General features: G+C 39.4%; 18 protein-coding genes. 17 read left to right on the top strand and 1 reads right to left on the bottom strand.

What is annotated here, in order from left to right:
- The first annotated feature begins 226 nt into the window (after positions 1-226).
- The 13 genes from AAEZ02_RS05635 (at position 227) to AAEZ02_RS05575 (ending at position 15,575) form a co-directional block, all read left to right on the top strand.
- A complete protein-coding gene (locus AAEZ02_RS05635) occupies positions 227-790 on the top strand; it encodes a glycosyltransferase family 2 protein (protein ID WP_351122194.1) in 564 nt (187 codons plus the stop codon).
- Positions 791-1,528 carry a WecB/TagA/CpsF family glycosyltransferase gene (locus tag AAEZ02_RS05630; protein ID WP_351078401.1) on the top strand — a complete coding sequence of 246 codons (738 nt, stop codon included), beginning with the start codon at positions 791-793 and terminating at the stop codon, positions 1,526-1,528.
- Between the two features lie 461 nt (positions 1,529-1,989).
- Entirely contained in the window at positions 1,990-3,423 is a 1,434-nt protein-coding gene (locus tag AAEZ02_RS05625; protein WP_351078404.1) for a mannose-1-phosphate guanylyltransferase/mannose-6-phosphate isomerase, read from the top strand.
- Positions 3,416-4,852 (top strand): phosphomannomutase, encoded by a 1,437-nt coding sequence (locus AAEZ02_RS05620; RefSeq protein ID WP_351078407.1) that lies wholly within the window; start codon positions 3,416-3,418, stop codon positions 4,850-4,852. The genes AAEZ02_RS05625 and AAEZ02_RS05620 overlap by 8 nt, the downstream gene beginning before the upstream one ends.
- A 13-nt stretch (positions 4,853-4,865) precedes the next feature.
- The gene (locus tag AAEZ02_RS05615) at positions 4,866-6,266 is read left to right on the top strand and encodes an undecaprenyl-phosphate glucose phosphotransferase (protein ID WP_351078410.1); all 1,401 of its coding nucleotides are present in this window, start codon (positions 4,866-4,868) and stop codon (positions 6,264-6,266) included.
- A 311-nt stretch (positions 6,267-6,577) separates the two neighbouring features.
- Positions 6,578-7,783 carry an outer membrane beta-barrel protein gene (locus tag AAEZ02_RS05610; RefSeq protein ID WP_351078413.1) on the top strand — a complete coding sequence of 402 codons (1,206 nt, stop codon included), beginning with the start codon at positions 6,578-6,580 and terminating at the stop codon, positions 7,781-7,783.
- A 7-nt stretch (positions 7,784-7,790) separates the two neighbouring features.
- A complete protein-coding gene (locus AAEZ02_RS05605; protein ID WP_351078416.1) occupies positions 7,791-8,327 on the top strand; it encodes a polysaccharide biosynthesis/export family protein in 537 nt (178 codons plus the stop codon).
- Complete coding sequence (locus AAEZ02_RS05600) at positions 8,327-10,594, top strand: GumC family protein (protein ID WP_351078419.1); 2,268 nt, start codon at positions 8,327-8,329, stop codon at positions 10,592-10,594. The genes AAEZ02_RS05605 and AAEZ02_RS05600 overlap by 1 nt, the downstream gene beginning before the upstream one ends.
- On the top strand, positions 10,591-11,325 hold the full coding sequence (locus AAEZ02_RS05595) for a tyrosine-protein phosphatase (protein WP_101032186.1): 735 nt from the start codon (positions 10,591-10,593) through the stop codon (positions 11,323-11,325). Before AAEZ02_RS05600 ends, AAEZ02_RS05595 begins: the two co-directional genes overlap by 4 nt.
- A gap of 3 nt (positions 11,326-11,328) precedes the next feature.
- Positions 11,329-12,048, top strand: a complete 720-nt coding sequence (locus AAEZ02_RS05590; protein WP_351078422.1) for a hypothetical protein — start codon at positions 11,329-11,331, stop codon at positions 12,046-12,048.
- A complete protein-coding gene (locus AAEZ02_RS05585) occupies positions 12,029-13,402 on the top strand; it encodes an O-antigen ligase family protein (RefSeq protein WP_351078425.1) in 1,374 nt (457 codons plus the stop codon). The genes AAEZ02_RS05590 and AAEZ02_RS05585 overlap by 20 nt, the downstream gene beginning before the upstream one ends.
- A 57-nt stretch (positions 13,403-13,459) precedes the next feature.
- Positions 13,460-14,350 carry a UTP--glucose-1-phosphate uridylyltransferase GalU gene (gene galU, locus AAEZ02_RS05580; protein WP_101032183.1) on the top strand — a complete coding sequence of 297 codons (891 nt, stop codon included), beginning with the start codon at positions 13,460-13,462 and terminating at the stop codon, positions 14,348-14,350.
- A 148-nt stretch (positions 14,351-14,498) separates the two neighbouring features.
- Positions 14,499-15,575, top strand: coding sequence for an acyltransferase family protein (locus AAEZ02_RS05575; protein WP_124011813.1), 1,077 nt, complete (start codon positions 14,499-14,501; stop codon positions 15,573-15,575).
- A gap of 221 nt (positions 15,576-15,796) precedes the next feature.
- On the opposite strand, the gene mnmC1 is transcribed toward AAEZ02_RS05575, so the two are convergent.
- A complete protein-coding gene (mnmC1, locus tag AAEZ02_RS05570) occupies positions 15,797-17,887 on the bottom strand; it encodes an FAD-dependent 5-carboxymethylaminomethyl-2-thiouridine(34) oxidoreductase MnmC1 (protein WP_351078428.1) in 2,091 nt (696 codons plus the stop codon).
- Positions 17,888-18,019: 132 nt separating this feature from the next.
- Between mnmC1 and fabB the strand changes: the two genes are divergently transcribed.
- The 4 genes from fabB to AAEZ02_RS05550 form a co-directional block, all read left to right on the top strand.
- On the top strand, positions 18,020-19,234 hold the full coding sequence (gene fabB, locus AAEZ02_RS05565; protein ID WP_164839498.1) for a beta-ketoacyl-ACP synthase I: 1,215 nt from the start codon (positions 18,020-18,022) through the stop codon (positions 19,232-19,234).
- A 513-nt stretch (positions 19,235-19,747) separates the two neighbouring features.
- A complete protein-coding gene (locus tag AAEZ02_RS05560) occupies positions 19,748-20,884 on the top strand; it encodes a 4-phosphoerythronate dehydrogenase (RefSeq protein WP_124011812.1) in 1,137 nt (378 codons plus the stop codon).
- Positions 20,885-21,062: 178 nt separating this feature from the next.
- Positions 21,063-22,079, top strand: coding sequence for an aspartate-semialdehyde dehydrogenase (locus AAEZ02_RS05555; protein WP_124011811.1), 1,017 nt, complete (start codon positions 21,063-21,065; stop codon positions 22,077-22,079).
- A gap of 290 nt (positions 22,080-22,369) precedes the next feature.
- Positions 22,370-23,868, top strand: a 1,499-nt coding sequence (locus AAEZ02_RS05550) for a FimV/HubP family polar landmark protein (protein ID WP_351122191.1), incomplete at its 3' end; no start/stop codon positions are given.

Below are 23,868 nucleotides of genomic sequence, written 5' to 3'. Positions count from 1 at the left end.
AATTTTGCTATTAACTACATGTATATACAATGAAGATAATTATTCAGATTTTCTGAGATTAACTAATAGTTTGTTTTCGCAAAATAATGAAGTGACCTTCGTCCACGCAGTTCTATTTCAGAATTTCCACCTAGAGAATAAGTTGATTCTTAATAGTTCAAGCAATTATTTATCTAAGTACTATTATAGCAAAAAAATAATTTCATTATCAAAGGCCAGGAATTTTTTGATAAACCAATTTTATAATGAGTTAGATGCTTATGATTATATTTCTTTTCCTGATGACGACTGTTGGTACCCAACCGAGTTTTGGGGCTGGTTCGATAAGTTAATAAAGAATGATGATGTACAGTTGTTTTATACAAAGTTTTGCTCAGATCCTGTAGATATTCCAAATTCAACAGAGAGCCATAGTACCTATAAGTTAGTTAAAAATGCTTCTTCAAACACGACTATATATAAAAGTGATATTGTGATGAAACTGAAGTTATTTAATGAGAGTTTCGGTGTTGGCAGTATTAATAATGGTGGGGAAGATACTGATTTCGCTATAAGAGCTATGCTTTTATCTAAAAATATTTTATTTAGTAACTCTGATGCAATTGGGCATAGAGATCCTGTCGCTGAGTTTAAGTATAGATATTACAAAGGTTCCTTCGGTGTTCTGAAAAATCATTGTTTACGTTCGGTTTCGTTATTTTTAATTACATTAAGAAAAGTTTTAGTTGGTTTTGTTTTCTTATTATTTGGGAAAATAAAAATGTCTGATTTTTTCGTTGGGAAAAGTTAAATGGAATCTTTAACTAAGGTAAGTTTTTTAGGTGTTAATTTTAATAGGTTTTCTATTGAAAGTTTGACTGCTCTTATTTTAAACGTCAATGAAAAATACGTTACAGTAGTCACTCCTAATGTTGACCATGTAGTCAGGTTAAATTCAAATTCTGATTTTAAAAAAGTATATGAACAGGCTGATATAACGGTAAATGATAGCAGAGTTCTAAATTTGTTATCTAAAGTTGCACGTGTTGATATTGGTAATGTGATACCAGGGAGTGATCTAACTAAAAGAATAGTAGAAAGTATATCAAGTAAAGAATATCCCATAACGGTTATTGGTTGTTCCGATGCAACAATCAGATTTGTTACTGACAAGTATAGATTGGCTTCAGTGAATCATTATAATCCACCTATGGGTTTTATTGATAATGACGACGAAGTTGATATATGTGTTAATTTTGTTTTAGATAATCCGGCAAAATTAATTTTTATTTGTGTAGGGTCCCCTAGACAAGAAATATTATCTACTAAATTAAAAGAATCAGGTGCTACTGGTGTGGCTTTATGTGTTGGTGCATCTTTTTTGTTTTTAAGTGGTGAAGAAAAACGAGCACCTGTTTTTCTGCAAAACTTATCTTTAGAGTGGCTTTATAGGTTATCCCAGTCTCCGAAAAGATTGTTTAAACGTTATATTATTGACGGCGTAAAAATATTTCCAATTTTTGTAAGCTATATAAAAAATAAAAATTAGCTTCTGAGTTGTACTTGATACATAGATGATTTGATAATCTAATGTAATTTTGTTGGATTTTGTGTAGCTATCTTAACTTTGCATTATTGTTAGGTTTTTTTTACATAAGTGATATTCACTTCGTCACATGATTTTATTAGAATTATTAGGGTTTTAAATCGTATCTTGTTGGTGTTATTTTTTACTGTTTTATTGGTGTTGTTTCTGTTTTATAGTAGTCCTTACTTATTTATGAACGCAATCTTATTAGTGATAATTATCTGTCTAATGCGTTCTTTAGGGTATGTTTTCTCTATCTTAATGTTAAAACGATATCTCTACTCTTAGTGTCTATTAGATGATCACAGTTTGATTTAATCTTATCTTTATTTGACAGACTAGTTTGTTAAATAAAATAAGTTATCGTAATTTGTAGATTATTATAAATTATTATGTCTTAAATTTAATTAAAGGTTTTTAATATGATTTTACCAATAATTATGGCTGGTGGTTCGGGATCTCGTTTGTGGCCTTTATCTCGACAACAATTTCCCAAACAGTTCCTAACGTTATTGGGTAATCATTCAATGTTGCAAACGACGGCAAATCGTTTACAAGGTATTGCTCACTCCCCCGCATTAGTGATCTGTAATGAAGAACACCGCTTTTCTGTAGCTGAACAGTTTCGTTTAAAAAATATAAACAATAGCGGTATAATTTTAGAACCTGTAGGACGTAACACTGCGCCTGCCATTGCGCTTGCTGCGATGTTAGCGGTTCAAGACGGTGATGACCCTATATTGTTAGTGCTTGCTGCGGATCATGTCATTAAAAATGAGTCGGCTTTTTGTGAAACAGTTAAGCAAGCTGTTTCTTTAGCTGAGCAGAACAAGTTAGTTACCTTTGGAATAGTGCCAACGGCTCCCGAAACCGGATATGGTTATATTCAGCGTGGTGACATATTAGCCAACGAATTCGGTTTTAATGTAGCTCATTTCGTTGAAAAACCAAATTTGTCAACCGCACAAGACTATATTGCCACAGGGCAATATTATTGGAATAGCGGCATGTTCTTATTCAAAGCAAGTGCTTATTTACAAGAGCTTGCTTTGCATAGTCCTGATATTTTTTCCGCTTGTGAAGCTGCGATGACTAATACTACTCATGATGCTGATTTTATTCGAATCGATAATTCAGCTTTTGAAGCATGTCCAGATGATTCTATCGACTATGCTGTAATGGAGAAAACTAGGCATGCGGTTGTTGTACCCATGGATTGTGGTTGGAGTGATGTAGGTAGTTGGACTGCGCTCTGGGAAATTGAAGATAAAGATGAGTATGGCAATGTCTTTAAAGGAGATGTGATTGGTATCAATACTCAAAATACTTATGTTAACGCAACTGAAAAACTAGTGACCGTTATCGGCTTAGACGATGTGGTGGTGGTTGAAACAAAAGATGCCATTTTGATTGCTAAGCAGTCAGAAGTTCAACAAGTTAAGCAAGTGGTCGAGCAGTTAAAATCTGAGAACCGAAACGAATGGCAACATCACCGCGAAGTTTATAGACCATGGGGGAAATACGATTCTATTGACCACGGAGGTCGTTTTCAAGTTAAGCGAATTACTGTTAAGCCTGGCGCTAAATTATCGGTTCAAATGCATCATCATCGTGCAGAACATTGGATCGTTGTTACAGGTACTGCCAAAGTGACTAATGGCGAAAATGAATTACTGTTAACAGAAAACCAATCTACTTATATTCCAGTAGGTGCAATCCATGCTTTAGAGAATCCCGGGAAATTGCCATTAGAACTGATTGAAGTGCAGTCGGGTTCTTATTTAGGTGAAGACGATATTGTTCGTTTTGATGATCGTTATGGACGCGTTGATACCAATGGCATAACCAATGCTTGATTCGAGAAACATTATCGCCATAAGCAATATTGGTTTTGGCACCAGTGGTGCAAGGGGATTAGTCAGCGATTTTACCTCCAATGTGTGCGGCGCTTTTACGGTGTCTTTTATTCATGTAATGAAAGCTTCTTTTAGTTTCTCTATGATAGCGATTGCTATTGATAATCGACCTAGTAGTTTGGCTATGGCTCAGGCATGTGCAACTGCAGCAGCGCAATGTGATGTAGATGTTGTTTTCTATGGCGTGGTTCCTACTCCTGCGTTAGCGAGTTGTGCGATGGCACAAGGTATTCCTTGTATTATGGTAACGGGCAGTCATATTCCTTTTGATCGAAACGGACTTAAGTTTTATCGCCCCGACGGAGAAATCAATAAATCAGACGAAATCGCTATTATTAATGGCGAATTTACCTATGAACCGATCCAGCAGCTTCAAAAGCTTAGTGTCGATGATACTGCTAGTAATGACTATATTACTCGTTATAGCAGCTTATTTAGCAGACCTTGGTTATCAGGTAAACGTATTGGTATTTATCAACATTCCAGTGCAGGGAGAGATTTATATCCGCGGTTATTCCAACAGTTAGGTGCTGAAATCATTTTAATTGGTCGCAGTGATACTTTTGTTGCAATCGATACTGAAGCTGTATCCGAAGCTGATTGCCAAAAAGCGATTGAATGGACACAGCGATACCAGCTAGATGCATTGTTTTCGACTGACGGTGACGGTGACCGACCAATGTTAGCTGATGAAAATGGTCATTGGTTGCGTGGTGACATATTAGGATTACTGTGTGCTAAAGCATTAAATATTGAAGCGTTGGCAGTGCCTGTGAGCTGCAATACAGCAATTGAACAAAGTGGTTTTTTCCAGTTCGTGATTCGGACTCAAATTGGTTCACCTTATGTTATTGCGGCTTTTGAGGAACTTAACCCTTTTTATAAGTGTGTCGCGGGTTTTGAAGCCAATGGCGGCTTTTTATTGGGGTCCACGATTGAAGTTGATGGCAACACATTGTCAGCTCTACCCACGAGAGATGCGATTTTACCTGTGTTGATGGTGTTATATCATGCAATATCAAGCTCTCGTTCGGTTGCCGCTTTAGTGACAGATTTACCTCAACGTTATACTCATAGTGATCGTTTGACGGAGTTTGCTACAGAGCGCAGTAAGAAAATCATTGCAATAGGTCAAGAAAATTCGCAAGTGCTGTTAGGGCAACTGGGCCTTTTGGGGGATGAATTGTCGAGCGTCAATGTTATTGATGGACTCCGCTTTATCTTTGTTAATGGCAATATTATACATTTACGTCCGTCCGGAAATGCTCCTGAGTTTAGATGTTATGCCGAGAGTGTTTCAATAATTGAGGCCAAAAAATTAGTTAATAAAGTATTAACCAAGTTATCAATAATTAATTTTTACAGCTAATTAGGTGAATGAAATGGATCGGTCTTCAAAATTTCAGTTCGTCGGTGCCCGTTATAATTTTTTGTTACGGATCATCGATATTTGCATTATTTATTGTGCATTATTAATTATTATGCACGGTTATAACATTACCTTTAATAAAGATTATTTGTTGGTGTTAAGTGGTGTACTGTTTTTTTATAGTTATATAGGGGAGTCACTTGGGCTATATAGATCTTGGCGCTTGGGTCGTTTTTCAACCATGTGTTGGTTGATTTTTTTTAATGTTACCATCGCATTCTTATTAATGACCTTAGTGTTATTTTTATTTAAATACAGTGAAGTTTATTCTCGCTTCACCATGGCCGCTTGGTATCTGTTGTCGGTATTTGCATTAGTCAGTTGGCGTTATTGTGTTCGTGAGGTTAAGCGTGTCCGTCGTTTAAAAGGTTATAGTGTCCAGAAAATCGCCATTGTGGGATTAACTGAAACCGGTAAAAATTTATATGACGAAATCATCAAACATGATGAATTAGGTTTTGAATGTGTTGGTTTCTTCGATGATCGAGAACCAAGCAGAATTGAAAATTTAGATGCATCTTTACTTACCGGTTCTATAAACGATGCTGTCGAACTTGCTCGCACTGGGGAAATACAAAAGTTATATGTTTGCTTGCCTATGTTAGCCGAAAAGCGCATTGCGGGGATTATTCTTACCTTAGGAGACAGCACTGTAGATGTACTGATTACGCCCGATTTCTTATTGAAAAATCTAATGCATGCTCATATTGGCAGTGTAGGTGAGGTCGATACTATTAGTGTATTTGAGTCACCTGTTCATGGTATGAAACGTTTTTATAAACGTAGTTTTGATCTTGTATTCAGTATATGCGCCATCATTGTTATATCACCGGTGTTAATTGCCGTCGCAATTGCAGTATATATGTCCTCTCCTGGAACGATTCTATTTAAGCAAGATCGATATGGTTTAGATGGTCGAAAAATTAAAGTGTGGAAGTTTCGATCGATGACAGTGACTGAAAATGATGAAACAGTGACTCAAGCACGTAAAGGCGATGTACGCATTACCCGTGTTGGTGCATTTATTCGTAAAACGTCTTTAGATGAATTACCTCAGTTCTTTAATGTATTAAGAGGCGAAATGTCGGTAGTGGGTCCTAGGCCACATGCTGTTTCACACAATGAAGAATATCGTAAGTTAGTGAGTTACTACATGTTACGTCATAAGGTATTGCCTGGGATTACCGGTTGGGCGCAAGTTAATGGCTGGCGAGGTGAAACCGATACTTTAGAAAAGATGGAGAAACGAGTTGAATTTGATCTTGCCTATATCCGTAATTGGTCATTGTGGTGGGATGTAAGAATTGTCTTTTTGACCTTCTTTACGGGCTTTGTTGGTAAAAATGTTTATTAATGACTCTATAAGTCTACTATTTTCGTCATTCCGCTAACTCTTTAAAGCTGTAATTTGTTGCTTGTATAAGACGTTAAATTAAACGCTGGATCTCCGATACAAGCATACGGAGATGACTACATCATATGCTATTGCATAATGCATCTGAGCCAGCATCTAAGTTCTTAGATTGTATCTTTCGATTATCCATTAGAAGAGCGCCGAAAGATTAACAATTTAGTTAGAAGTTTAAAACTGAAATCGACAGGCTAGATGAGAGCCTTTTCATTTTCCCCTGTTAATCATCTATTTATTTTATAAGGATATAAGTTATGAAAATACCATTTAAATTAAGTTGCATTGCCACGGTTGTTACTTCAATAGTACTTGTTAACCCAGCTGTTGCCGTAGATGAAAACGCTGGCATGATTCAAACTGAATCGGGAATTGATTTTATCCCAGGATTAAATAGCGGCCTGAAATATGATGATAATATCAGTAGTGCTACAACTGATACTCAAGACAGCTGGATTTTAACGGTTACGCCAGCAGTGCAAGCCCAGCTATTGGATGGTAACAATATCCATACCTTAGAGGCTGGGATTGAATATGCTGATTATTTCGATAGTAGTGATGACAATTATTTAGATGTGTTACTTCGGGCGCGTTCTGAGGTTGAGCTAAACCAATCAAATCGTTTTAATCTTGAAGCAATGTACATTGCTGGTCATGAAGACCGTGGTACAGGTATTTTTGAGGGTAATAGCGGTAACAGCCAAGATGAACCTAATACTTATGATGTGCTCAGTGCGGGTGGCTATTATGAATATGGAGCAAAGACGACTCCAGCAAGGGTAAGAGTTAATGCTAAATACTTTAGCAAGGAATACAGTAATTTTGAAACAGTTACCCAATATCGTAATTATGAAAACACTACTTTAGGGACTACACTTTATTATGATACCCATTCAGCAACCAGTATTTTTATTGATTTGCAAAGTGTTGACACTACCTACGATTTGATTGATCCAACAGGCGACCGTGACAGTAAAACGAATACAGTAAGACTGGGAGTCGAGTGGGAGGCTACCGCTGCGACAGAGGGCAGTATAAAAGTAGGTTATCAGCAAAAAAGTTTTGATAATGAAAACCGGGAAGATTTTAGCGGCTTATCTTGGGATGCTAAAGTTACCTGGAAACCTCTTACTTATTCGGCATTTGACTTCACTACGGGACGCGAAAGTCGCGATCCAAATGGTTTAGGAGATTATGTAAGGGTAACCAGCTATGGCGTGAAGTGGAATCATGAATGGAGTGAGTTATTCAGATCGAAAATTGGCTTTAGCCATGTCAACGATAATTACACTGGTATTGAACGCGAAGACAAAAGTAAAGTTTACCAATTTGCCGTTAATTATAGTGTTAGTCGTTGGTTAACTTTAGAAACTGGTGTCAATATTGCTCAAGTTGATTCTACTGATCGACAATATACGTTTGATCGCAACGTCTATTTCATTAATGCAGAAATGACCCTATAGGATTCCCATGAAGTATGTAGCTCATCTATGTCTCTGTGTTATGACATTGTTTCTGCTGATAAAACCTATGTTGGCCAGTGCTGAAACCCAAAATTACCGTTTAGGAGCAGGGGATACCATTGTGATTAAAGTTTATGGTGAAGACGCCTTAACCCTAGAAACCAAAATAACCAATAGTGGCACCATTAATTACCCTTTTTTGGGCGCTTTGAAATTAAATGGCTTCACGATTAAACAGGTTGAGCAGTTGGTGTACAAGGGGTTAAAAGGCGATTATTTTGTTGAGCCAAGTGTGTTTGTCGGCATGGTCGAATACCGACCATTTTATATCCATGGTGAAGTTAAACAGCCTGGTGGTTACCCTTATCAACCTGGGATGACGGTTAACCAAGCAATTGCCTTAGCAGGTGGTTTAACCGAAAGAGCCTCGGAAGATAAAATTGCCATATCCCGTGAGGGAAGCAAAGTCGAGTCTGAACGCGGCAATATTAATAGTCCGATTCTAGCCGGCGACACCATTACTATTGAACAGAGATTTTTTTAATGATCTTCCAAGAAAGACGCCAAAGTGCTTCCCCTGGCAATGTAATTAGCCCTGCGGCAATGCAAATTGATCAACTTATCGATGTTAAAAAACTGCTTCTACCTATATTGCTTTTTAAGTGGCGCATTTTTACATTTGCGTTACTAGTGACTGCATTAACCGTGTTTGTGGTGTATAGCATGACGCCGATTTACAAGGCTTCATCGATGTTACTGATTGAATCTGAGCAAGCTAAAGCGATTAAAATCGATGAAGTGTATGGTATTAATTCTGGTCAGCAAGAATATTATTTAACTCAGTTTGAGATTATTAAATCGCGCAGTATTGCCGAGCGGGTATTTAACCATCTGGATTTAATAAACCACCCGGTTTTTAACCAGCCGCCAAGTTGGTTTGCTGAGCTTAAGTCACAGCTTATATCAAAGTTAAATTTTATCCCTCAAGAATTCGCTATAGTTGATAGGCAAATTAACCAAGATATTGCCAAACATTTATTAATTAATACCTTCGCCCAAAATATTAGTATTTCCCCGGTGCGTAAAACGCAAATAGTAAAAATTAGTTATGAAAACTCAGATCCGCAGCTTGCCGCACAGGTAGCAAATGCTGTGGGTGATACTTACATTATAAGCCAGTTAGAAGCCAAAATGGGCATGACCCAAAAGGCCAATGTGTGGTTAGGTGGCCGTTTAGAAGATTTACGCCTAAATCTGGATAAGTCTGAATATAAATTAGAGCTATTTAAGGTTGAAAATGGCCTAATTGACGTAGAAGGGGTTACGGCATTAGATGCTAAAGAGCTAGAGCGTTTAAGTGATGAAATTACTGTAGCGAGATCGCGTAAAGCCGAAGCTGACAGCTTTATGGCAGTAGTGAGACGTTATGGTGCCACTGACATTAGCCGTCTAGAAAGCTTACCTGAGGTGACGTCGCATCAGTCGGTACAAAACGTAAAGCGCGAGGTGGTGTTAGTTGAGCGAAAAGTGTCTGAACTACAGCAAGTTTATGGCCCTAAACACCCCAAAATGATTGCCGCACAGGCTGAATTAACTGCGGTGCAACAAAACCTACTTAAGCAAGTAAGCCGTTTAGTACAAGGGATTGAAGACGAAGCCCAAACCGCGGTGCAAAACTTGAGAGCATTAGAAGCACAATTTAGCCAAGCCAAAGGCGCTTATCAAAACTTAAGTACCAAAGACACTGATTACCAGCGCTTACTACGTGAAGTCGATACCAATAGACAGTTATTTGACAGCTTTTTAGCTCGCCAAAAAGAAACCGAAGTGACCAGCGACTTTGACTCACCGGTAGCACGTTTTACTGATCGCGCGGTTGTGCCGTTAATACCTGAAAAACCAAAAAAGAAAGTGATCATTATTTTGGCATTTATTGCCAGCTTGGGTTTCTCCATGGTGTTGGTGTTGTTGCTGGATACATTAAACGACACCATAAAAACCAGTGATGATGTTGAAAAGTTATTATCGCAACGGGCATTAGGTTATGTGCCTAAAGCCAAAAGAGGCACCAGTTATGACGATATTAACTTTGCTTTTTACAATCCTAAGTTACGCTTGCATGCAGAAGCCGTGAGGACCATCAGAACTTCGATGTCGCTTATGGCTATGGGCAGTGAATTGTCGACCATAGAAGTGACATCCTCGACTCCTAATGAGGGGAAAACTTCTACGTCAATGAATATAGCATTTGCCTACGCAACCATGGAAAAAGTGTTAATTATTGATGCCGACTTGCGTAAAGCTAGCTTAGGAATGCGCTTTGGTTTAGCCACTTATCAGCCAGGGCTTGCCAATGTGTTATCGGGTACCGATAGTATACATAACTGTATCGTCAAAGAGGTCAAACCCAACGTAGATGTAATGCCCGCAGGCGCGGTGCCGTTAAATCCTCAAGAGTTATTAACCTCTAGTCAGTTTGCTGAATTGTTGACTGTGTTAAAGACACAATACGGTAAAATTATTATTGATACACCGCCGGTTCATGCGGTGAGCGATGCGCTGATTATTACCTCATTATGCGATGCGACGGTCTTAGTGGTTAAAACCGGTCATACTCGCAGTGAAATCATTAAGTTAACCTTAGCAAAGTTAAATCAAGCCCGGAGCAAAGTGTTTGGCGTGGTATTAAATTATTTTGATACCAAAAATGCCCAACGGTATCAGGGTGATTATGGTTACTACCAAGCCTATGGTGCAGACTCTTCAATTAAACAGCCTGCTGCCAACCATAAGGAAAACACTAAGGCATGATTGATATGCATTGCCATATATTACCCAATATTGATGATGGGGCTAAATCAATTGATGAAGCCATTGGTTTAGTTACGCTAGCAGTGGAGCAAGGGATCTCGCGTATGGTGGCGACCCCTCATATTCATTTAGGTATTTATGATAATAATCTACAATCAATTAACGCAGCCTATGGTGTATTGTGTGATGCGTTGGCGTTAACAAATTTAGAAATACAAGTTCGCGCCGCCGCAGAAGTAAGAATTTCGCCAGAAATCATGCTGTTTATTGAGCAACAGCAATTGCCTTTTTTAGGCCGTTATCAGCAAAAAGATGTGTTGCTGCTAGAACTGCCTAGCAGCCATATTCCACCGGGTACAGACAAGCTGATTAGTTGGCTATTAGCAAAAAATGTATTACCCATGATTGCTCACCCAGAGCGTAACCGCGAGTTACAAACCCATCCTGAGCGGATCACTCCTTTTGTGCAAGCTGGTTGCTTATTTCAATTAACCGCAGCATCGTTATTGGGGGATATGGGACCAGCCCCACAGCAATTGAGCGAATATTTTATGCAGAAACGAATATATTCTATCGTTGCGTCCGATTGTCATTCATTAAAACGTCGGCCTCCTAAGCTGGCGTTAGCCCATGATGTAATAAGTGCGTTAGTTGATGAAGATTATGCTTATTCAATGACGACATTGATACCACACAGTATTTCCTGCTCGTTATTTAATGCGCCGAGATAATTGATGAATAAAATAACCTTGTCTACAAGACGCATAATATACTCACTTATTATTGTTGCGTTACTAGGGTTATTACCTATATTGCTACAAAAAGGATTCGCTAACGCATATCACTTTAAGTCTCGGTATTATATTGACCAATGGCAACAAAGCAGCAAACCAACATTAATACAATATACTAATGCCTTATTGGCAGCAAATTACGCATTTAGTCTTGACAGCAAAAACCCACATTATCTACTAACCTTAGCCAAGGTCATGGAGTGGGGTATATTTTCGAAGCTAGCGCAATCGAATAATTCGGTATTTAATCAATTGTATTTAGATGCGATTGTGCAGCGACCCAATTGGCCAAATGCATATAGCGACTATGCTTACAATTTGGCTTTTATACAGGATGATATTGTTCAAGCTTGGCCGTATTTAGAACAAGCCTTACATTATGGGCCTTATACTCCAGAAGTCATGCATCAAGTGTTGGCAATCGGCTTTGCATATTGGCCTAACTTAACAGTGATCCAAAAAAAGTTAGTGTTTACTACCGCTAAAAATGCCGCAAGTGCAAATTGGTTAATGCGTAATGATTTAAAAAAATTGACTAGGCAATATCAATTAACCCCATTAATCTGTACCTATTTTAAATATTCAATTCCTGCTTTTAGCGCCAATGATGAACAATGGATTAAACAGGATATGTGTCTTAATGAATATTCAGAAAAATAAAGTAACAGCGTCTTTTGGGCCATTTCAGCGTGTGATGTTGTTAGGGTTATGCGGATTAATTATATGGATGCCGATCCCGCTAGGCAGCAATCGAATTTGGTCATTAGCAATATTAGAGTTTGGTATTGTGTTATTCGCAATCGCTCATATAGTTTATTGCTTTATACATAATGACTTATTGCTACGCTATCGTTGGCAAAAACATCTTTTAATTCCAACAGGATTAATGTTGGCGTATTTGTGTTTGCAACTGCTTAATTGGATACCTGCTATTGATACGGTAGATGCCTATCAAACCACCCAGCAACTACTAAAAACCTTTTGCTTTACCCTATTCATTTTATTACTAAGTCAGTATTGTCAGCAGGCACAGGCGTTGCGTTGGTTACTCATTGCGATTATTGTTTCTGGTTGTATACAGGCTTTTTATGGCACCTTACTGAATTTATTGCAGTTAGATGTATCACCAATTTTTGGCTATCATGACGGTGACAGGGCCAAGGGATCGTTTGTATACCAAAACCATTTTGCTAATTATTTAGCGTTATGCCTTTCTATTGCGTTTGGTTGGCTGTTATCAGAGCTAAAAACCAGCAAGACAGAGTTCGATTTGCGCGGAATGTTAATAGATTTACTATCAACACTATTTAGTCGGAAACTTATTTTACGCTTGGCGATCGTGATCATGGTGATTGGCTTAATCTTAAGCCGTTCGCGTATGGGCAACGCCGGATTTTTTACCGCTTTGGCTGTGGTGTCGTTGTTGTCTTTGTTTATTTACCGTCGTCCGCCAACGTTATTTAAACCTTTAGTTGTTAGTCTTTTTATTTTAGATTTATTGATTGTAGGCTCAATTTTTGGTGTCGATAAGGTAAAACAACGTTTAAACGAAACCTCGTTTAGTGCCGAAACCCGAGATGAAGTGGTAATTGATAGTCTACCGATTATTAAACAGCACTTATTTACCGGTACGGGTGGCGGCAGTTTCTATACCGTATTCCCCCAACAGCAACCGCAGTTTTATTCTGGTTTTTATGACCACGCTCATAATGAATATGTTCAGTTTGTGATTGAGTACGGGGTTGTAATGACAGCCATTTTAGGTTTTTGGATCTTGTATTCGTTTTGGTTAGCATGCCGGACCATGTACCTTCGTAACAACAAACTGTATAAGGGGGTAGCCTTTGGATGTGCTATGGCCATTGTGCATATGCTACTGCATATTTCTGTCGATTTTAGCCTGCAATCTCCCTCGAATACCTTATTGTTTTTAACCATCCTAACCTTATGCTGGTTGGTGCGTTATTTGCCTTCTTACAAGATACGTTCTCATCCGACGCCGGATCCATTTTAGTTTTACTATTTAAATGTTAACCATTTTAGTCTTAGTGTTAGCTAAATAAGGATATTTATGAAAGTTGTTATTCCTGTTGCCGGTTTAGGTACGCGTATGCTGCCAGCCACCAAAGCCATCCCAAAAGAAATGCTACCTTTAGTGGATAAACCATTGATTCAATATATCGTTGATGAATGTGTTAGCGCCGGTATTAAAGAAATCGTACTGGTGACTCATGCCAGTAAAAATGCTATCGAAAACCACTTTGATAAATCTTATGAACTTGAATCAACGTTAGAAAAACGCGTTAAGCGTCAGTTGTTGCATGAAGTACAAGCTATTTGTCCTAAAAATGTCACTATTATGCATGTACGCCAAGGCGAAGCTAAAGGTCTTGGGCATGCCATTTTATGTGCTAAGCCGTGTATTGGTGATAATCCATTCGCCGTTGTGTTACCTGACGTAATTTTAGATTCGTACTCAGCAGATCAACGCACTGAAAATTTAGCGTCGATGCTAATTCGTTATCGCGAATCTCTTGCTAGTCAAATTATGGTCGCACCTGTTCCTGATGATCAAGTCCATAAGTATGGAATTGCCGATTGCGGAGGCGAAACTATTAACCCTGGTGACTCGACTAAAATATTCAACATGGTAGAAAAGCCTGAGTTAGGCACCGCGCCGTCTAATTTGGCCGTTGTTGGCCGTTATGTGTTGTCGGAAAAGATTTGGGCCTTACTCGCGAAAACACTTCCTGGTGCGGGTGATGAAATCCAGCTAACCGATGCCATTGATATGCTGATTGAGTCTGATACCGTTGAAGCTTTTAATATGACAGGTAAGTCACATGACTGTGGCGACAAACTGGGTTATATGAAAGCTTTTGTTGAATATGGTTTGCGTGATCCTAAATTGGGCAGCGATTTTAAGAAAGAACTTGCTGATTTATTAGAAGAGTATCGATAAAACTAGGCTCGGTCCGGATAGTGTCAGCTCAGTCTTCATGTTTTGTCATCATCCTCATAGGTTTCTACCTGGGGCTTTCGCTTGTTTTCACTCTTTTTATTTTCTATAAGTAAAATTATTTTATTAAATCGTTTTCAGTGAGTGTAATATGAATGGAAATCTTCATCGGCTACATGGGCTTGACTTTTGTAGAGCGGTATTGATGGTACTGGGGCTTTTTTATCATGTAGGACTTATTTATGGCATTGATCAGGATTGGAGGGTTCTCTCTAATGAAACATCTTGGTTTATTAAATATATCTCAGATTTTATTCAAATTTTTAGAATGGAGGCTTTTTATCTAATATCTGGGTTCTTTTATATGTTAATTTTTAGTAAAGGCAGGGATGGTTTCGCCAAAGATAGAGTTTTAAGAGCGCTGTTGCCGCTGTTGTTTTGTGGGTTGTTATTAAACCCTATCATGAATTATTACAGCTATAATAAGTCATACGATTGGGATAGCATTGATTACTTGTTAAAGGGCCAATGGTTAGGCCATCTTTGGTTCTTAGGTAATTTAATCGTTTACTTTATTATTTCGCTTCCTTTATGTAAATTCATTCTTTCTAGTAAAGAAATGTCCCCAGTTTTTTTACTGTTTATGATTTACTTGGGTATTCCTTCTGTTGCTATTACTGGTTTGGCTGTGGCTAAGTTAACATTTGATGGAACGGTTTTGTTTATTACATTTCATAATCTTTTCTATTATTACAGTTATTTTGTTATTGGGTGTTTTTGTTTTATCAACAAGGCGTTGTTTTCATCTTTTTTATGTGTTAAATATTTTTTATTATCTTTTTTGATATTTACTGCTTTCTTTTTGATATCGTATTTCAATATATTCGCTGGGGAGGTTATTAATAAAGTCTTAGATCGCCTGTCTTCTGGAAGTCTAATGTTGTCTATTCTGTCAATATTATATGTTGTTGGTTCTAGGCGTTCCAAAGTTATAAGGAACTTTTCTGATTCAAGTTATACCGTCTACATACTTCATCAACCTCTAATTATTTTGTTATATGTTTTTGTTTTTGAACGGTTAGCTTTTGAACCCATTCAGGAGTACATACTAATGATAATCGGTGTTTTCTTTATCTCTTATCTGTTTCATAACATTTTTGTGAAAAACAGTCAGATCCTGAAACTTTTATTTAATGGTGTTTTGTACTCAAAACGTAAATCAAATTAATAAGTATAGCCTGCCGCAAGACTCATCTGCTTCATTGTTACTTAACTGTCAAATATGTTTACTTTCGGCTGAAAAGCATTATCGCAATGGCGAATTTGGTTGCTTTTACCCTAACATAAGCGTTAGCTTATTCTATTTTGTTTACCGTTCAATCTTCCGCTTATTGCCATCATCCTCAAATGCTTGTATTAGGGAGCCATTCTTAGTTTTGACTTTCTCCTTTACATCAACGCTTTGCCTTTAAGCAGCTTACGCAGCCACATTCTATTTGGACTAAGTCGTGCCTGCAAATCTGAACTTAAGGGAGACAGTTCTCCACATAAGTTTGCAGCGAGGCACTCGGCAACAAGTGGGCCTGAGCTTAGGCCGCGAGAGCCTAGTCCGCCGAGTACATATAAGCCATCATAAATCGGTGCAGGTGTAGTTTGCCAGTATCGTTGCCATTGACTGGGTTTATCTTTGGATAGCTTCTGGACGGCATACCGCGCAAACAATTCTTCAACATCAGGTGCACATCCCATCACGGGAAAGTGGTCGCGACTGACCATCCTTACGCCGATCCTGGCATCATTGTTTGAAACATTAATATCGTGAGGCCAGTTCGAATTAGGAAAGCTCTGTTGCATTTTAAGGCTGTTTTCATGCTGCTCTAATGGGCAAAAATCAAGATGCTGTGGGTTTTTTACATAACTCGCGCCGACGCAATGCAGTTGATTATGTTGTGGCGTCAAATAGCCATTAGCGCAGATTACAGTATTAAGCTGCGCCAGTTCACCTTGAGATGGGACATGACTCACTTGACCTCTAAAACCGGTAATCTGAAGGTTTTTTGTCTGTTTGTAGCGAGTCAGTTGCTCTCCTGAGGCGATGATTACCTGATCGTGTGTTGCGATGTGTTTGTTTTCGGCACTAAACAGTTGCCAGCCAGATGAGTGTGATTCAAGTGAGTGAATGTCGCTATTATAGAGAATGCGAACCTTGGTTAATGTTTGTGCTTTGGCAATGCTGGCTTGTGCTAATTCAAACGGGCAAGCCCAGCCACCTAATGGATAATAAAAACCAGATTTATTGATATCTACTTTAGCAAGCTGTGTAGCTTGGATTGGATTTACGGCAAAAGCAATCTCACTTGGCCACGCTTGACCATGAATAATTTTATCTAATCTTGTTTGGCTGCGTAGATCAAAACCCGTGTGTAATACGCCACACCAGTCATGTCCAATATAATATCCATCATCAATTAATGCTTGGATACGACGTCGACTGTATAGAAATGCTTGTTGAAAAAATTGACTTAGCGAGTCATTTTCGGGAGTCAGTAAAGGATAAATGGCACCTTGTTTGTTGCCTGACGCACCTTGCCCTAATGTGTCATCTTTACAATAAATTACTACATCTTTTCCGCGTTCAGCCAACGACAAGGCAAGACTTGCAGAAGCAATACCTCCACCTATAATAGCTATAGGGGTTTGGTCGTTAGAATCTAGAGATGGCATTGGGTTATAAGCAAACTGTTGGCGTATTTGTTGTCTTAGTGCGTTACGTTCCGCGATAGCGATGTCATCAGTTGATTGAGATGAAGTAGTATGTAAAAATCCACAAAGTGCTAATTGCTTTTTGATGGTAGGGGTGACATCGTCATCATTTGAGCTAGCGGCTAAAAATGTTGCATTATCAGCACTGATCCGGCCATATTGCCACAGCAAATGCTGACTGAAATAATGATCCGAATAGCTGACCTGGCTCGTATGGGGAAGGGCAAACCAATGTGCTATCCTTTGTTGATTCGGCGTAGCAATGGTTTTGGCTTGTGCTATAGGCGAACCTTGATATAGGTCAATAATGAATGTGTTTTGGAGTAGACTCAGTCGTTGGCAACCTTCGATGGCCGCTATTTCACAATTAAGTAACGCTTGAGCAAAATCGAATAAATGATGATCCGAATGAAGTAGTCCTTGCTGTTGCCACTGGAGTTCAAGTTGCTTTCGGTTTATTGGACAATGTTCAAACACACTGATATGAACTCGAGTTTGATGCTTTTTCAAAGGATTTTGCAGGTTAGTCGCTTGTAATGCTGCTAATAAGAGTATTATTTCATGGCCATCTCCAAAACCGAGTTGGCCTAGCGTTAATAAACGTGGTTGAGTATTCGTGGCGGCTCTATTACCGTCACCGCTTTGCAATACTGTGTCTATATACTGTTTAGCGAGTTGGGGATATCGGCTATTTTGATTGACTTTATCGCCCAATAAATCACAAATGTAAAAGTTGTGTAAATTTGGGGATACAGATAATAAAGATGTTTTATACAAAATATTTTACTCAGGGCCGATAACTTGGCATTATTTTACCTGTATTTATGGAAAGCTGACCACTTAATTACTTTAAAGCAGCTATGATTGCCGCAATTAAGTACCGACATGTACCAAATGGATAGCAAAAAAATGAAAAGAGTCGTGATCACCGGAATGGGTGTCGTTTCAAGTATCGGTAATAACAAGCAAGAAGTGACTGAGTCATTGAAAGCGGGTCGCAGCGGTATTACCCACTCGGCGCAGTTTGAAGAAATGCAATTACGCAGTAAAGTTTGGGGCGACATCAAAATGAACCCCGCTGATTATATTGATCGTAAAGCTCTTCGCTTTATGGGCGATGCTGCAGCATATGCTTACATTGCTATGCAGGAAGCAATTGCTGATGCTAATTTGACAGAAGAACAATATTCTAATTTTCGTGTCGGTTTGATTGCTGGTACGGGTGGTGCGTCATCAAAAAACCAAGTTCAGGCTGCTGATACATTGCGTGAAAAAGGCGTTAAGCGCGTGGGTCCTTATATTGTGCCACGCATTATGTCTAGCACCGCAAGCGCTTGTTTAGCAACACCATTTAAAATTAAAGGCATGAGTTATTCTATCAGTTCCGCGTGTGCCACTTCGGCCCATTGTATTGGCCATGCCGTTGAACTTATCCAGATGGGTAAGCAAGATATGGTGTTTGCTGGTGGTGCTGAAGAAGTTGATTGGACATTAACCATGGGCTTTGATGCTATGGGTGCATTATCGACTAAGTACAATGACACGCCTGAAAAAGCGTCACGTACCTATGATGCAGACCGTGATGGTTTTGTTATTTCTGGCGGCGGCGGGATTGTTGTTGTTGAAGAATTAGAGCATGCGCTAGCGCGTGGTGCTAAAATTTACGCAGAAATTGTGGGTTATGGCGCATCTTCAGATGGCTATGACATGGTTGCCCCATCTGGTGAAGGTGCAGTGCGTTGTATGCAGATGGCGTTAGCTGATGTGGATACACCAATTGATTACATCAACACTCATGGCACTTCTACACCAGTAGGTGACATGCGCGAACTTGAAGCATTACGTGAAGTGTTTGGCGATAATATGCCTCCAATCGCGTCAACTAAATCACTGACAGGTCATGCTTTAGGTGCGGCTGGTGTTCATGAAGCGATTTACAGCTTAATTATGATGGAAGACGGCTTTATTGCGCCAAGCATTAACATCGACAACCTTGATGAGAATGCTGCTGGCATGCCAGTGGTGCGTGAAATGCGCCAAGCGGAATTGAACACCATGATGAGTAACAGCTTTGGTTTTGGTGGCACTAACGCAACATTAGTGATGCGTAAATATAAAGCGTAAAACGTTATTTGTGGGCTAACTTGTGAATGATATGAAAGCCAGCATTGGAAACAGTGCTGGTTTTTTTGTTTTTGCCTTTTAAACTAAATGCCTAGATGCTAGTTCGCTTCGCGGCTAGAGGCTATACAAGCAAAGCTGAAGAGCGATGACAAGCGACGAAAAATAACAGGCTAACGCTGCGCTTAAAGGGCTAAATGCCTAGATGCTAGTTCGCTTCGCGGCGAGAGGCTATACAAGCAAAGCTGAAGAGCGATGATAAGCGATAATAAGCGGACGCTGTGCTTACGGAAAGGGCAGCGTAAAGACGCATCAGGTATTGGCTTCGCTTTTATAGCCGCGAAGCGAACTAGCAGGACGCAGTCCGCTCTAGTACCTAGGCTTACAAGCAAAATCAAAAGCTGGATCCCCAATAAAAAATCTTAGGAATGACGAGGTGGGGGCATTTGGTATAAGATACTTCCATAAAAAATCGTAATGTGATGTCGTTAAATTCGCAGTAAATAAGATAACAAAATGAAAATAATTGCCGATGAAAACATGCCTTATGTCGATGCCTTGTTTGGTGACTTAGGGGAAATTGAATACGTAAATGGCCGAACGTTAAGCGCTGTTCAAGTGCAGGATGCCGATGTGTTGCTGGTGCGTTCGGTGACCAAAGTGAATGCAGCGTTAATTGAACAAGCGCATAAGCTTAAATTTGTGGGTAGTGCGACGATTGGCACTGATCATGTAGATGTTGATTATCTTGTAGAGCGCAATATCTTTTTTACTAATGCGCCAGGATGTAATGCGAAGGCAGTAGGTGAGTATGCCTTTATTGCGATGCTGGAGTTGGCTCAGCGTCTCGGTGGGTCATTAGCAGGTAAAGTTGTGGGCATTGTGGGTGCAGGAAATACCGGCACTGCAGCCGCGAACTGTTTGCAAGCTTATGGTTTAAAAGTGTTGTTGTGCGACCCTATTAAGGCCGAACAAGGTGATACACGTGAATTTGTGTCACTAGACACTCTGATTGAACATGCAGATATTATTAGTTTGCATGTGCCTATTACCAAACAGGGTGAGCATAAAACCTGGTATTTATTTGATGACACTCGACTCAATCAGTTGAAACCCAATACATGGTTATTAAATTGCTGTCGAGGCGAGGTCATTGATAACCGAGCGTTGATCAAATTTAAACAACAACGTGACGATATCAAACTTGTGCTCGACGTATGGGAAGGCGAACCTAACCCTATGGCCGAATTAGTCGCCTTGGCAGAGTTTGCTACGCCGCATATTGCCGGTTATAGCCTTGAAGGCAAAGCTCGAGGCACCTTTATATTGTATCAAAAGTGGTGTGAATTACTCGGTTTACCGGTGGACAAATCCTTGGCGAGTTTGCTACCGACCTTTCAATTTAATCAAATTGTGAGTCAAGGTGATTTAACCGAAAGCCAATTGCTGAAATTATCACGTTTAGTCTATGACTTACGTGATGATGATGTAACCTTTAGAGGTTGTTTTGCAACGACGGCCGGATTTGATTTAATGCGTAAAAATCATACTTACCGTCGAGAATATAGCGCCATCTCGTTAACTCAATCTACGCAAACTTTATCTGATGATGGGATTAATCAATCGATGCTCAGCGCTTTAGGCTTTAATTAATGACCTAGGACCGATATGACCTATAGAGGAACATATTGAGGGCAAAAAACAGTATTTCTAGCCAGTTGAGAAATAATCACTTCAAAGTAGGCTTTTTAGCAGATTAACCCTAGTAAAGCATAAGCAAACTAAGGTAAATTGATCATTCAAACTGAATAATAGGAGTCGGGCGTTAATTATGTCTCAGGAATTTAATGTAGTCGTTTTAGGTGCATCGGGCGCAGTGGGTCAAACTATGATTGAGATCCTCGAGCAGCGTAATTTCCCGGTTGCTAAGTTGTTTCCATTAGCGAGCAGTCGCAGTGCTGGCGAAACGGTCAGTTTTCACGGTAAACAAGTTGAAATTCTTGATGTAGAAACGTTTGATTGGACGCAAGCACAAATAGGTTTCTTTTCTGCTGGTGGCGATGTGTCTGCAAAATGGGCGCCTATTGCGGGTGAAGCGGGTTGTGTCGTTATCGACAACACCTCACATTTTCGCAATGATGTTGATGTGCCGCTCGTGGTGCCTGAAGTTAACCCTGAAGCCATTGCGGATTTCCGCAATCGCAATATTATTGCCAATCCTAATTGTTCAACTATTCAGATGTTAGTTGCACTTAAGCCAATTTATGATGCTTTTGGTATTTCACGTATTAACGTGGCGACATATCAGTCTGTGTCAGGAACAGGTAAAAAAGCGATTGAAGAGTTAGCGGATCAATGTGCAAAATTACTCCAAGGTTTACCTTCAGAGCCGTCGGTTTATCCAAAGCAGATAGCATTTAATGTTTTACCACAAATTGATATGTTTATGGACAATGGCTACACCAAAGAAGAAATGAAAATGGTGTGGGAAACGCAAAAGATTTTTGGCGACGATGAAATTGTCGTTAACCCTACTGCGGTTCGTGTGCCTGTTTTTTATGGTCATTCAGAGGCTATACATATTGAAACGCGTCAACCTGTTGATGCTGAAGATGTTAAAGCCGTTTTACGTGATGCTCCAGGTATTGTGTTATTTGAAAATGATGATGAATATCCAACCGTTGTTACTGATGCAGCAGGTAATGATGCTGTTTATGTTGGTCGTGTTCGTAAAGATATTTCGCACTCTCACGGTATAAATTTATGGGTTACTGCCGATAACATTCGTAAAGGTGCAGCGTTAAACAGTGTGCAAATTGCCGAGATTTTGATTAGAGATTATTACTAATTACACTTTAATAATGAGTAATGTTTTTATCAACAACGCGATTTAGTTTAAAAAGCCTGCAATGAGCAGGCTTTTTTCGTTTAACTGACCCCAATAGTAGCAGGTCCGGTAAATCTAGTTTATAGTCGTAAACATATCATTTTTAACATCAATAGCATTGAAATCGCCTGCAAAATTGGCTCATCATGGATGTGATCAGATATAGTTAACGACCATAATACTAACGATAAAAATTGCCTCAAGCCTGTTGCCAAACCGGTAACTCAATAGCGCTAAAAGGGAAGGATTGGATGACTTTGCGTACTTCATATATTGTGGGTTTGATTGCCTGCACAGCCGTTGGCTTAACCAGTGTACAACTTATTGGATCTGCACAGGCAGAAACACTCAAAATTACTGGGCCCAATGGCGAGGTTAAACAACAAGCTAAACGGCAATATGGTCCGACGACATCAAGAGATACGTTTTGGAGTATTGCGCAAAAAGTCAGGCCTAGTAATAATGTCAGTGTTTATCAGGTGATGGCCGCGTTATTTGACGCTAATCCACACGCTTTTAGCGGTAATAATTACAATACATTAGAGCGAGGGATGATATTACTGGTCCCTTCTGCAGATGTGATAGCCGCCATTCCCAATGAGGTTGCTAAACGCCGTGCTGAGCAAGATGATCGCCGTGTTAGCAAACAAACTCAGCCTCGTACTGTTATTAATCAGCCCTCTGCAGCAAAATCGTTGCAAATAGCCAAACAAACACCAGCTGTAACGCTACAAACCAAAGCGATTAATGAGGCTAATGCCGTTGTGGTCAAGGATCTCAATAGCACGCTAGATAAAGCCAATGCAAAAACGTTAATGCTTACAGATGAGTTGGCGCGCTCACAAGATGAATTAATGATCAGCAACAATGACAATCAAGTGTTGAAAAACAAAATTGAACAAATGTCATTAAATATTGCTTCGCTTGAAGAAGATTTACAGCTATTACGCGATAAATATGAAGGTCTAACGCTAGAAAATAAAAAACTTGTAGACCAAACTGAAAATATTGAACCCGCAGTAGAAGAACCCGCTGACTTTTGGCGCAGCTTAATGGACAACACTATTTTGTTGATCCTTGCAGCATCGATACCTCTTATAGCGATATTTTGCATTATTTTTTGGCTTCTCAGTCGCCGTAATAAAAAAACTCAACAGGCTGAAATAAAAACTGAAACCCAGCCAGGAAAAGAGTCAACTACCGCAATAGCCAATGATGACTCTGACGATATGGTGATCCATTTAGATTCAAATGATGAAGAGTCAATTGATGATTTATTGGATTCAGACAGTGTTGATTTACAGCCAGAAATCCAAATGAGCGGTGATACCGAGATGGATATGGCATCTGATATGTTCATTAGCGAAAAAGAATTAGAAGATGAAGATGGGACTTCATTAGATGATTTATGGGCTGAGGCCATGGAGGATCAAGATTCTGATCTAGAACCTCTTGAAGATGACGATGATCTCAACAATCTATTGGTGGGTTTAGATACAGAAGGAGCGGCGAAAGATAAAACTGATGATCTAGATGCATCTGCAGAAGATGATATAGATTCATTATTAGCCGAGTTTGATATGCCGCCAGAGTCAGATGATGTTGCTGCTGCGGCTGTCAAAACCCCAGAGACATCAGCCGATTCAACTGAAAATTCTGCAGAAGATGATATAGATTCATTATTAGCCGAGTTTGATATGCCGCCAGAGTCAGATGATGTTGCCGCGGTTGTCAAAGCGCCAGAGACATC

The sequence above is a fragment of the Shewanella sp. T24-MNA-CIBAN-0130 genome (assembly GCF_040310185.1).
GTDB classification, from domain to species: Bacteria; Pseudomonadota; Gammaproteobacteria; order Enterobacterales; family Shewanellaceae; genus Shewanella; species Shewanella psychromarinicola.
The sequence above is the reverse complement of the archived record's forward strand: the minus strand, read 5'-3'. Positions and strand labels throughout refer to the sequence as shown.

What these genes read in the sequence shown, in the direction of transcription:
- AAEZ02_RS05630 (WP_351078401.1), top strand. Translation starts at nt 791, where the DNA reads ATGGAATCTTTAACTAAGGTAAGTTTTTTAGGTGTTAATTTTAATAGG.
- AAEZ02_RS05625 (WP_351078404.1), top strand. Translation starts at nt 1,990, where the DNA reads ATGATTTTACCAATAATTATGGCTGGTGGTTCGGGATCTCGTTTGTGG.
- AAEZ02_RS05620 (WP_351078407.1), top strand. Translation starts at nt 3,416, where the DNA reads ATGCTTGATTCGAGAAACATTATCGCCATAAGCAATATTGGTTTTGGC.
- AAEZ02_RS05615 (WP_351078410.1), top strand. Translation starts at nt 4,866, where the DNA reads ATGGATCGGTCTTCAAAATTTCAGTTCGTCGGTGCCCGTTATAATTTT.
- AAEZ02_RS05610 (WP_351078413.1), top strand. Translation starts at nt 6,578, where the DNA reads ATGAAAATACCATTTAAATTAAGTTGCATTGCCACGGTTGTTACTTCA.
- AAEZ02_RS05605 (WP_351078416.1), top strand. Translation starts at nt 7,791, where the DNA reads ATGAAGTATGTAGCTCATCTATGTCTCTGTGTTATGACATTGTTTCTG.
- AAEZ02_RS05600 (WP_351078419.1), top strand. Translation starts at nt 8,327, where the DNA reads ATGATCTTCCAAGAAAGACGCCAAAGTGCTTCCCCTGGCAATGTAATT.
- AAEZ02_RS05595 (WP_101032186.1), top strand. Translation starts at nt 10,591, where the DNA reads ATGATTGATATGCATTGCCATATATTACCCAATATTGATGATGGGGCT.
- AAEZ02_RS05590 (WP_351078422.1), top strand. Translation starts at nt 11,329, where the DNA reads ATGAATAAAATAACCTTGTCTACAAGACGCATAATATACTCACTTATT.
- AAEZ02_RS05585 (WP_351078425.1), top strand. Translation starts at nt 12,029, where the DNA reads ATGAATATTCAGAAAAATAAAGTAACAGCGTCTTTTGGGCCATTTCAG.
- galU (WP_101032183.1), top strand. Translation starts at nt 13,460, where the DNA reads ATGAAAGTTGTTATTCCTGTTGCCGGTTTAGGTACGCGTATGCTGCCA.
- AAEZ02_RS05575 (WP_124011813.1), top strand. Translation starts at nt 14,499, where the DNA reads ATGAATGGAAATCTTCATCGGCTACATGGGCTTGACTTTTGTAGAGCG.
- fabB (WP_164839498.1), top strand. Translation starts at nt 18,020, where the DNA reads ATGAAAAGAGTCGTGATCACCGGAATGGGTGTCGTTTCAAGTATCGGT.
- AAEZ02_RS05560 (WP_124011812.1), top strand. Translation starts at nt 19,748, where the DNA reads ATGAAAATAATTGCCGATGAAAACATGCCTTATGTCGATGCCTTGTTT.
- AAEZ02_RS05555 (WP_124011811.1), top strand. Translation starts at nt 21,063, where the DNA reads ATGTCTCAGGAATTTAATGTAGTCGTTTTAGGTGCATCGGGCGCAGTG.